The sequence below is a fragment of the Enterobacter sp. genome (assembly GCF_977039595.1).
Window position 1 is genome coordinate 49608 of record NZ_CDRQYH010000001.1, and the last position, 10796, is coordinate 60403.

Genomic DNA, 10796 nt, shown 5'->3' on the forward strand with positions numbered 1-10796 from the left:
CCCCCTTCCGGGGAAGAGGGCTTTACAAGGTTAGTTACCGCCGAACATGTCTTTAATCCAGCCCGCAACACCGTCGCTTTCTTTCTTCTCATTCTGCTGCTGCGGCTGTTGCTGCTGCGGCTGCTGTGGCTGAGAAGACTGGTCGAACGGGTTACCCGTTGGCTGTTCTGGCTGGCTTTGCTGGCACAGCGAGTCCGGGTTTGCGGTCCAGACAGGGAGCGTACGCATCCCGCCGCCGCAGACGAAATTACCGGAGCTGTCCACGCCCATATCGACGATATCTTCCGGCGCGACAAGGTTCAGCGGCACCGGGGACTGATTTGCCAGATAGCGCTGGTAAATCGACATCGCCCCGCTCGCCCCGTACAGCTTGGTCGGCTGGTTGTTATCGCGGCCTACCCAGGTGATCACCACTTCACGGCCATCAATCCCGGCAAACCAGGTATCGACGTTATTGTTGGTGGTCCCGGTCTTACCTGCCAGATGCAGGCCCGGATACTTCGCACCCAGCTGACGCCCGGTACCGCGCTGCACTACCTGCTGCATCGTCCACAGCGTCATATAGGCGGCCTGAGCAGGAACTGCACGCTCCGCCTGAGGGAAGCTCTGATACAGTACGGAGCCATCTTCGGCAATCACCGAACGCAGGGCAGACAGCGGCGCGCGGTTACCCCCGCTGGCAATGGTCTGGAACGCCTGCGCCACTTCGATCGGCGTCAGGTTAAGCGCGCCCAGGATCATCGCCGGTACCGGGTGCAGCTGATCTTTCGCCACGCCAAGTTTTTGCCAGGTATCGACAATCGCTGGCAGTCCCAGCGACATGCCCAGGTTCACCGTTGGCACGTTCATGGAACGGGTCAACGCATCCACCAGCATGACCTGCCCGCTGAACTGTTTATCATCGTTCTGCGGTGACCAGACCTGGCCGTTGGGCTGGCGCAGGGAGATCGGCGCATCCGCAATCCAGGTATTCAGGCGATACTGATTTGGCTGACTCAGGGCAGTGAGATAGGTTGCTGGTTTTGCCAGAGAACCGATTGAGCGACGCGCCTGCATGGCGCGGTTATAGCCAGCAAACTGCGGCTCGGCACCGCCCACCATCGCGCGAACTTCGCCAGTGTTACGGTCAACCACCACCATCGCGGTTTCCAGATCGGAGAGCTTACGCTGTTTCTTCAGCGCCGGAATGCCTTCTACCGCTGCTTTTTCTGCCGCATCCTGCGCCACGGAGTCAAAGGTGGTGAAGATCTTCACGCCGGAGAGATCTTTGACCTTATCGCCAAGCTTGCTTTGCAGCTCCTGACGCACCAGCTGCATAAACGCAGGCTGAGGCGAGATCACCCCACCGCGCGGCTGAACCCCGAGTGGACGCGCGCTCAGCATGTCGTACAGCTCCTGGTCGATCACCTGCTGTTGTTGCAGCAGACGCAGCACCAGGTTACGACGCTCCAGCGCAAGTTTCGGGTTACGCCACGGGTTATAAATGGACGCCCCTTTCACCATGCCCACCAGCAGCGCCTGCTGGTCCAGGCTCAGCTCTTCCACCGGGCGACCAAAGTAGTACAGGCTCGCCAGCGGGAAGCCGCGGATTTCGTTATCGCCGCTCTGACCGAGGTAGACCTCGTTCATGTACAGCTCAAGGATACGATCCTTGCTGTAGCGCGCATCCATCAGCACGGCCATGTAGGCTTCGTTCGCTTTGCGCCAGTAAGAGCGTTCGCTGGAGAGGAACAAGTTCTTCACCAGCTGCTGGGTCAGCGTACTCGCCCCCTGCACGGTCCGACCGGCAGTCAGGTTAGCCAGCACCGCACGACCAATCGAGTAGAGGCTGATGCCATCGTGCTCGTAGAAGTGACGGTCTTCGGTTGCCAGCAGGGTATCGACCAGCAGATCCGGGAAGCCATTACGCGCCACGAACAGACGCTGCTCGCCGTTTGCTGACGAAAGCATGGTGATCAGACGCGGATCGAGACGGAAGAAACCGAACTGACGGTTGTTATCCATGTTCTCGATGGTATCCAGACGATCGCCGTCAAAGGTCAGACGCGCGCGCACCTGACCCTCTTTGCTGTCCGGGAAATCAAACGGACGACGGATCATCTCAATGCTGTTCGACTGCACGGTAAATTCGCCAGGGCGCGTCATTTTTGACACCTGACGATACTGGGTGGCTTCCAGCAGTTTAACCATCTCGTTCTTAGTGATGGACATATCTGGCTCAAGGTTCACCATACGGCCATACACTGCCGCAGGTAGCTGCCAGACTTTACCGTCGATACGGCTGCGGATCTTCTGATCGAGATACACGCCGTAAATCGCCATCAGCACGACAAAAACAATAAACAGCTTCAGCAGCAGCCAGAACCAGCCGCGCTTGCCCCGAGGCTTACGCCCTTTGCCTTTTCCATTACGCGGCATCGGTTCTTCATCCTCATAATCGTCTTCATAGTCATCGTCATAGTCCTCATCTCTGAGGCGACGACGGCTTACCTTTTCTTTCGCCGGACGCGCTGGTTTTCCCTTACGTCCTATTGGCTCGCGGTCATTCCCCGCCATGCTTTTTCTCCGCAACTTTCAGGCGCAAAGGCCAGATTTTCTTTTCTTTCACAGGCCTGTGAAAGAAGAAATCTCTCAAAATGTGTTTTCTCCCTCTCCCCGCAGGAGAGGGGCGGGGTGAGGGCATCAGGCCGCACTCCCCTTTCACGAATATTTCTTTGTTCGCCGCGTCGGCGCCGTATTCGCCGGATCGTCCGGCCAGACATGTTTGGGGTATCGCCCCTTCATCTCTTTCTGCACTTCACGGTAGCTTCCCGCCCAGAACGCCCCCAAATCTCGGGTGATTTGCAATGGACGATGCGCAGGGGACAGCAGCTCAAGCACTAACGGCATGCGCCCTTCCGCAATGGACGGCGTGGTGGCTTCACCAAACATTTCCTGCATCCGAACCGCCAGCGCCGGCGGATTATCCTCATGATAACGGATGGCAATCCGGCTTCCGGTCGGCACAGTGTAATGCCCTGGCAGTTCACTATCCAGACGTTGACGTAATGACCAGTCCAGTAAATTCTGTAACGCGGTCTTAACATCAAGCGCCTTAAGGGCTCGCAGGGAGTGTACGCCGCTCATTTGCGGCAGCAGCCAGCGCTCAAGCGTAGCAAGCAGCGTCTCGTCATCCACCGCAGGCCAACCGTATTCCGGTAGCCACTTCGCGGCGCAGTGCAGACGAATGCGGTACTGATCCGCTTCCGGCGTCCAGTTCAGGGCGTTCAGCCCTTTTTCCCGAATGCCGTTCAGCATGGCCTGATGGAGCTCTTCTTCCGACGGCTTCGCCAGCGGCTTCGTTCCAAGCGTCAGCTTTCCAATCCGGCTGCGACGAAACGCCTTAAGCGTGCCCTGGGCGTCATCCCACTCCACGGTATCAGATTGCTGAAGCAGTTGCGGACAGGTACGCGTCAGGGCGTCAATATCTACGGCTATCGCCTGCAGGATACGCGCATCCGGAGAATGGCTGCCCTGCAGCAGGAGCGGCGCAATCAGCCACTCATGACGCGTCAGGGCGTCATCGCTGTACAGCATCGCACCCATGCCGTTTGCCAGCTGGTAGCGACCGTCCAGCACGCGCCGACGCGCAATCCTGTCAGGGAAGCCCTGGGCCAGCAGGAAGGCAATCTTATCGCTGTCAGGCGCTCCTCCCCGGCTATTCAGGCGTTTGCACAACTGCTGCGCCCGCTGCTGCCAGTTTCCCTGATTGCGCGAAAAAGCCTGCCCCAGATCGCTGTTGCCTCCACGCGGCGGCTCCTCAAGAATAGCCGCCAGTTTTGCCGCCGTGGCAATTTCATCTTCCCCTTGCGCAGCCACCAGCATCGCGGCCAGACGCGGATCGTTGCCCAGCGCTGCCATTTTCTGGCCGCGCGCCGTCAGACGCTCGCCTTCCAGCGCGCCAAGCTGCGTCAGCAACGTGCGCGCAGCGGCGAGGTTAACGACAGGGGGAGAATCAAGCCAGGTAAGCTGTTCAGGATCCGGACAGCCCCACTGCAGCAGATCCATCACCAGACCAGACAAATCACTTTGTAAAATTTCTGGCGTGCTTTGCTGTGCAGCACGTTCAGCCTGTTCCGCGCTGGTCAAATGCAGGCAGATACCCGGCTCAAGACGCCCCGCTCGGCCAGCGCGCTGCACCATCGACGCCTGGCTGATGCGCTGCGTCAGGAGTTTAGTCAGCCCGGTACGCGGGTCAAAGCTTGCTACCCGCTCCTGCGCGCTATCCACCACCAGGCGAATACCTTCAATGGTCAAACTGGTTTCAGCAATGTTGGTTGCCAGCACCACCTTGCGCTGCCCAACCGGGGCAGGAAGGATAGCTTTACGCTGATCCTGCAGCGACAGCGCGCCGTAAAGCGGGCAAAGCAGCACATCGCCGCCTACGCGGGTAGAAAGCTGTTCCTGCACGCGCTGGATCTCACCGACACCCGGCAAAAACAGAAGCAGCGAGCCGGGTTCCTGACGCAGCAGTTCTGCGGTTGCGATGGCGACCGCTTCGTCAAAACGCTGATGGGTCGGAAGCGGTTGATAGCGGCGTTCAACGGGAAACGCCCGCCCTTCAGAGCTGATAACAGGCGCATCGGGTAGCTCCTGCCGTAGCCGCTCATTGTCCAGCGTGGCCGACATTATCAAAAGCCGGAGATCGTCGCGCAGCCCCTGCTGAACGTCCAGCAACAGCGAGAGGGCCAGATCCGCCTGCAGGCTGCGCTCGTGGAATTCATCCAGGATCACCAGCCCAACGCCGTTCAGCTCCGGATCGTTTTGCAGCATACGGGTAAGAATGCCCTCGGTGACCACTTCAAGACGCGTGGTCGGGCCAACGCAGGTCTCGGCACGCATCCTGTAACCTACCGTTTCGCCCGGTTTTTCATTCAGCAGCTCCGCCAGGCGCTGCGCCACGTTGCGCGCGGCCAGCCTGCGCGGCTCCAGCAGGATAATTTTCCCGCTGATGTTCCCGTCTTTCAGAATCTGCAGCGGCAGCCAGGTGGACTTACCCGCCCCCGTCGGGGCATTCAGCAAAACCTGCGGGGAGTGGCGTAAGGCAGCGAGAAGGTCAGGAAGAACGGCGGCGACCGGCAATGAGGACACTAACAGCTCCAGAGGGTTAACATTAGTCGGCGTACATTGTAGCATCGGCGCATATCATTACCGAGTTCTCCGTATGCCTGAGTCGAAACGGCTGTTTTTTGCCATTGAATTGCCCACCACGATACAGCGTCAAATTGTTCGCTGGCGTGCTGACAACTTCGCGCCGGAAGCGGGCCGTCCTGTTGCGGCGGCTAACCTGCACCTGACGCTGGCCTTTTTGGGCGACGTCAGCGCCGAAAAACAGCGGGCATTAGCCGCAATGGCCGGGCGTATTGCCCAGCCGGAATTTACGCTGCAACTTGACGACGCGGGTCAGTGGCTGCGTTCGCGCGTGGTCTGGCTGGGAACGCGCCAGCCGCCGCGCGGATTATTGCAGCTGGCGAACATGCTGCGCGCGCAGGCGGCGCGCAGCGGCTGTTATCAGAGCCCACAGCCGTTTCATCCGCATATCACGCTGCTGCGCGATGCCGGTCAGGCCATTGCCATCCCGCCGCCGGGTTTTCACTGGGCGTTTCCGGTCAACACATTCGCGCTTTATGAATCCGTCTTTGCACAGGGACGCACCCGCTATACGCCGCTACAGCGCTGGACGCTGGGCAACACCGAAAGGAATTCTGATGAAGTTTAGTCCTCCTCTGCAGCACGCCACGTTAATCCAACGCTACAAACGCTTCCTCGCCGATGTGATTACCCCCGAAGGGGTTCAGCTCACCCTGCACTGCCCCAATACCGGTGCCATGACGGGATGTGCGACGCCGGGTGACAGGGTCTGGTATTCCACATCAGAAAATAGTAAACGGAAATATGCCCATACCTGGGAAATGACCGAAACTCAAAACGGGGCATTTATTTGCGTTAATACCCAGCGCGCCAATCAGCTGGTTAAGGAAGCGCTGACCCTTGGCACAATCCCCGAACTGGTGGGATATGGCACGCATAAAAGTGAAGTGAAATATGGCGATGAGGGCAGCAGAATTGACTTCATGTTACAGGCGGAAGACAGGCCGGAGTGCTATATTGAAGTGAAATCAGTGACGTTAGCGGAACAGGAAAATGGCTACTTCCCGGATGCGGTAACGCTACGTGGCCAGAAGCATCTGCGAGAGCTAATGAGTGTTGCGGCGGCGGGCAAACGCGCCGTATTGCTGTTTGCGGTGTTGCATTCAGCCATTGAACGTTTCTCCCCTGCCCGCCATATTGACCCTAAATACGCGCAATTGTTGAATGAGGCACAAAAGCAGGGGGTAGAGGTTTTCGCTTATAAAGCGGAACTTTCTGCCGATAATATGACTCTGAGATCCTCTCTTCCCATTGTCTTATAAGGGATTAGACGATTGACGAATAAGTGTTCTGGCCGCGTGCGCAAATACGCTTTTCCTCACAGGCTTGTCAAGTGTTACGTTTAGATAATTGCCATACGGAAAAGCATCTGCTATTTATAGCGACCTGATTTTTCCCCCAACACGGGGATCGATAGTGCGTGTTAAGGAGAAGCAACATGCAAGAAGGGCAAAACCGTAAAACATCGTCCCTGAGTATTCTCGCCATCGCTGGGGTGGAGCCGTATCAAGAGAAGCCGGGCGAAGAGTATATGAACGAAGCCCAGCTGTCGCACTTCAAGCGTATTCTTGAAGCATGGCGTAATCAACTCAGGGATGAAGTCGATCGCACCGTTACTCATATGCAGGATGAAGCTGCCAACTTCCCGGATCCGGTAGACCGTGCCGCTCAGGAAGAAGAGTTCAGCCTCGAACTGCGTAACCGTGACCGCGAACGCAAACTGATCAAAAAGATCGAGAAAACGCTGAAAAAAGTCGAAGACGAAGATTTTGGCTACTGCGAATCCTGCGGTGTTGAAATCGGTATTCGTCGCCTGGAAGCGCGTCCAACCGCCGATTTGTGCATCGACTGTAAAACGCTGGCCGAAATCCGCGAAAAACAGATGGCCGGTTAACACCAGCGCTGTTTACACACTCCAAAGGCGGGAGTCTCTCCCGCCTTGTTACTGTTGATATGTCTGAATCACACTATATTGGGCGCTTCGCGCCATCTCCTTCCGGTGAATTACACTTCGGCTCATTAATTGCCGCGCTCGGCAGCTACCTGCAGGCTCGCGCCCGCCTGGGAAAATGGCTTGTCCGCATTGAAGATATTGACCCTCCGCGTGAAGTTCCCGGTGCAGCAGAGACTATTCTGCGTCAGCTGGAACATTACGGTCTTCACTGGGATGACGAGGTTCTCTGGCAGTCAAAACGTCACGATGCTTATCGGGAACGTCTGGCCTGGCTTCGAGATCGGGGGCTTTCCTATAACTGCACCTGCACCCGCGCCCGTATCCAGAGCGTAGGAGGGGTCTATGATGGCCACTGTCGTACGCTCAACCTTCCCCCGGAAAATGCCGCCGTGCGCATCAAGCAGCGCTCCCCGGTGACGCGCTTTAACGATCTCCTCTCCGGTGAGATTCATGCCGATGAACGTCTGGCGCGTGAGGATTTTATTATTCACCGTCGTGACGGCCTTTTCGCCTACAACCTGGCCGTGGTCGTCGACGATCGTTTTCAGGGCGTGACGGAGATTGTGCGCGGGGCGGACCTGGTCGAGCCCACCGTGCGACAAATTTCGCTTTATCACCAGTTTGGCTGGACGGCGCCGGATTACATTCATCTGCCGCTGGCGGTTAATGCGCAGGGCTTAAAATTGTCAAAGCAGAACCACGCCCCGGCCCTGCCAGAGGGCGATCCGCGCCCTGTTTTGATCGACGCGCTGCGGTTTCTCAACCAGAATGTAACCAACGAATGGCAGGATCTGCGTATTGACGAACTGCTGAAAATGGCCGTTGCCAACTGGACGCTCGCGGCAGTGCCAAAAATCCAGCATTCTCAAATGCGTTGCGCTGAGCTATGATTAGCCGCTTTTTTCATAACAAAACACACTACGAGGTGTACCATTTTTACCCGAGTCGCTAATTTTTGCCGTAAAGTGCTAAGCCGCGAAGAGAGCATGGCGAACGATGCTATTGCACAGCCACACATGTCGGTTATTCCGCGTGAGCAGCACACAATTTCCCGCAAAGATATCAGTGAAAATGCCCTCAAGGTGCTCTATCGTCTGAATAAAGCGGGCTACGAGGCCTATCTCGTAGGCGGTGGAGTGCGTGATTTACTGCTGGGCAAAAAACCGAAAGATTTCGACGTGACGACAAGCGCCACGCCTGAGCAGGTGCGCAAACTATTCCGTAACTGCCGTCTCGTTGGCCGCCGTTTCCGTCTGGCTCACGTGATGTTTGGCCCGGAAATTATCGAAGTGGCAACCTTCCGCGGCCACCACGAAGCCGGCGCGTCCGATCGCACCACGTCACAGCGCGGCCAGAACGGTATGCTACTGCGTGACAATATCTTCGGCTCTATCGAAGAAGATGCCCAGCGTCGCGACTTCACCATCAACAGCCTTTATTACAGCGTGGCGGATTTCACCGTGCGCGATTACGTCGGCGGCATGCAGGACCTGAAAGAAGGTCTGATCCGTCTGATCGGCACGCCGGAAACGCGCTATCGTGAAGATCCCGTGCGTATGCTGCGCGCCGTGCGTTTCGCCGCCAAGCTGAACATGCGCATCAGCCCGGAAACGGCAGAGCCTATTCCGCGTCTTGCGACGCTGATTAACGACGTGCCCCCTGCCCGCCTGTTCGAAGAGGCCCTGAAGCTGCTGCAGGCCGGCCACGGCTTTGAAACCTACAATCTGCTGCGCGAATACAACCTGTTCCAGCCGCTGTTCCCGACCATTACCCGCTACTTCACCGAAAACGGTGATAGCCCAATGGAGCGGATGATTGCGCAGGTGCTGAAAAATACCGATACCCGCATTCGCAACGACATGCGCGTGAACCCGGCGTTCCTGTTTGCCGCGATGTTCTGGTATCCGCTACTGGAAACGGCCCAGCGCATTACCCAGGAGAGCGGGCTCGCCTATTACGATGCTTTCGCGCTGGCCGCCAACGACGTGCTGGACGAAGGCTGCCGCACGCTCGCCATTCCGAAACGTATTACCACTCTGGTCCGCGACATCTGGCAGCTTCAGCTGCGCATGTCCCGTCGTCAGGGCAAACGCGCCTGGAAGCTGATGGAGCATCCTAAATTCCGCGCCGCCTTCGATCTCCTGTCGCTGCGCGCGGAAATTGAACGCAACCAGGAGCTGCAGCGTCTGGCACAGTGGTGGGCAGAATTCCAGGTTTCCGCCCCGCCAGAGCAAAAAGATATGCTCACCGGGCTGGATGAAGAGCCGGAACCGCGTCGCCGTCATCGTCGCCCGCGCAAACGCGCGCCGCGTCGTGAAGGGACAGCATGACCCTCGCCTGTATCGCCATCGGCAGCAATTTAGCCTCTCCGCTGGAGCAGGTGAATGCTGCCGTAAAGGCGCTGGGTGAGATCCCGCAAAGCAAGATTGTGGCTGTCTCCTCGTTCTACCGCACTCCGCCGCTGGGTCCGCAGGATCAGCCTGATTATCTGAACGCCGCCGTGATCCTTGAGACTGAACTGGGCCCAGAAGAGTTGCTGGACAATACCCAGCGCATCGAACTGCAGCAGGGCCGCGTTCGCAAAGCCGAGCGCTGGGGACCGCGCACGCTGGACCTCGACATTATGCTGTTTGGTCACGAGACCATTAACACTGAACGTCTCACCGTTCCGCATTACGACATGAAAAATCGCGGGTTTATGCTCTGGCCGCTGTTTGAAGTCGCCCCCGATCTTATCTTCCCGGATGGCACCCCACTTAAGTCCATTCTGGACAGCCTCAACGCGGAAAGACCCGCTCGCTGGTGATCGGGTTCCCTTGCTGATTAGCCTCAAAATAATTGTGGCTAATCGGTTACCTAAAATCATTGTTCCCTCGAATGTTACTGTTAGAATGCGCAAAGATTCGCTTTGGGCTATCAGGAAACAGTATGAAACCAACCACCATCTCCTTACTGCAGAAATGCAAACAGGAAAAAAAACGCTTCGCCACCATCACCGCGTATGACTACAGCTTCGCCAAACTGTTTGCCGAAGAGGGGATCAACGTCATGCTGGTCGGAGATTCGTTAGGGATGACGGTACAAGGACATGATTCCACCCTGCCGGTGACGGTTGAGGATATCGCTTACCATACCCGCGCCGTGCGCCGTGGCGCCCCAGCCTGCCTGCTGCTTTCCGATCTGCCGTTTATGGCCTACGCTACGCCGGAGCAGGCATTTGAAAACGCGGCAGCGGTGATGCGTGCGGGCGCTAATATGGTCAAAGTTGAAGGCGGCGCCTGGCTGGTGGATACGGTGAAGATGCTTACCGAGCGCGCAGTACCGGTGTGCGGCCATTTGGGTTTGACGCCGCAATCCGTCAACATCTTTGGTGGATATAAAGTGCAGGGCCGTGGTGATGCAGCCCAGACGCTGCTGGATGATGCCCTGGCACTGGAAGCCGCAGGTGCCCAACTGCTGGTGCTGGAGTGCGTGCCGGTTGAGCTGGCGAAGCGCATTACTGAAGCTCTGTCGATTCCGGTGATTGGTATTGGTGCGGGCAACGTGACTGACGGTCAGATTCTGGTGATGCACGACGCCTTTGGCATCACTGGCGGACATATTCCAAAATTTGCCAAAAATTTCCTCACCGAAGCGGGCGACATGCGCGCTG

Annotated in this window: 9 protein-coding genes; 7 read left to right on the forward strand and 2 right to left on the reverse strand. The window is 57.4% G+C overall.

Translation table 11 applies throughout. From position 1 onward, the window contains the following. Nucleotides 1-30: 30 nt before the first annotated feature. Nucleotides 31-2556 carry a bifunctional glycosyl transferase/transpeptidase gene (mrcB, locus tag ACWYRJ_RS00225; protein ID WP_455507227.1) on the reverse strand — a complete coding sequence of 842 codons (2526 nt, stop codon included), beginning with the start codon at nucleotides 2554-2556 and terminating at the stop codon, nucleotides 31-33. 144 nt (nucleotides 2557-2700) lie between these two features. Continuing rightward, nucleotides 2701-5130 (reverse strand): ATP-dependent helicase HrpB, encoded by a 2430-nt coding sequence (gene hrpB, locus ACWYRJ_RS00230; RefSeq protein ID WP_455507228.1) that lies wholly within the window; start codon nucleotides 5128-5130, stop codon nucleotides 2701-2703. Nucleotides 5131-5203: 73 nt separating this feature from the next. Here hrpB and thpR point away from each other — a divergent pair, with 73 nt between their 5' ends. From thpR to panB, 7 genes are all read left to right on the forward strand, one after another. Next, on the forward strand, nucleotides 5204-5758 hold the full coding sequence (gene thpR, locus ACWYRJ_RS00235; protein ID WP_455507229.1) for an RNA 2',3'-cyclic phosphodiesterase: 555 nt from the start codon (nucleotides 5204-5206) through the stop codon (nucleotides 5756-5758). Next, nucleotides 5748-6452, forward strand: coding sequence for a DNA/RNA nuclease SfsA (sfsA, locus tag ACWYRJ_RS00240; RefSeq protein WP_023310436.1), 705 nt, complete (start codon nucleotides 5748-5750; stop codon nucleotides 6450-6452). Before thpR ends, sfsA begins: the two co-directional genes overlap by 11 nt. Nucleotides 6453-6628: 176 nt before the next feature. After that, nucleotides 6629-7084 carry an RNA polymerase-binding protein DksA gene (gene dksA / locus ACWYRJ_RS00245; protein WP_001155232.1) on the forward strand — a complete coding sequence of 152 codons (456 nt, stop codon included), beginning with the start codon at nucleotides 6629-6631 and terminating at the stop codon, nucleotides 7082-7084. A 59-nt stretch (nucleotides 7085-7143) separates the two neighbouring features. Next, nucleotides 7144-8034, forward strand: a complete 891-nt coding sequence (gene gluQRS, locus ACWYRJ_RS00250) for a tRNA glutamyl-Q(34) synthetase GluQRS (RefSeq protein ID WP_149367699.1) — start codon at nucleotides 7144-7146, stop codon at nucleotides 8032-8034. 42 nt (nucleotides 8035-8076) lie between these two features. Continuing rightward, nucleotides 8077-9474, forward strand: a complete 1398-nt coding sequence (pcnB, locus tag ACWYRJ_RS00255; protein ID WP_072254544.1) for a polynucleotide adenylyltransferase PcnB — start codon at nucleotides 8077-8079, stop codon at nucleotides 9472-9474. Next, entirely contained in the window at nucleotides 9471-9950 is a 480-nt protein-coding gene (gene folK, locus ACWYRJ_RS00260; protein WP_455507230.1) for a 2-amino-4-hydroxy-6-hydroxymethyldihydropteridine diphosphokinase, read from the forward strand. Before pcnB ends, folK begins: the two co-directional genes overlap by 4 nt. A 122-nt stretch (nucleotides 9951-10072) precedes the next feature. After that, nucleotides 10073-10796: 3-methyl-2-oxobutanoate hydroxymethyltransferase (gene panB, locus ACWYRJ_RS00265; RefSeq protein ID WP_455507231.1), on the forward strand; the 724-nt coding region annotated here is incomplete at its 3' end.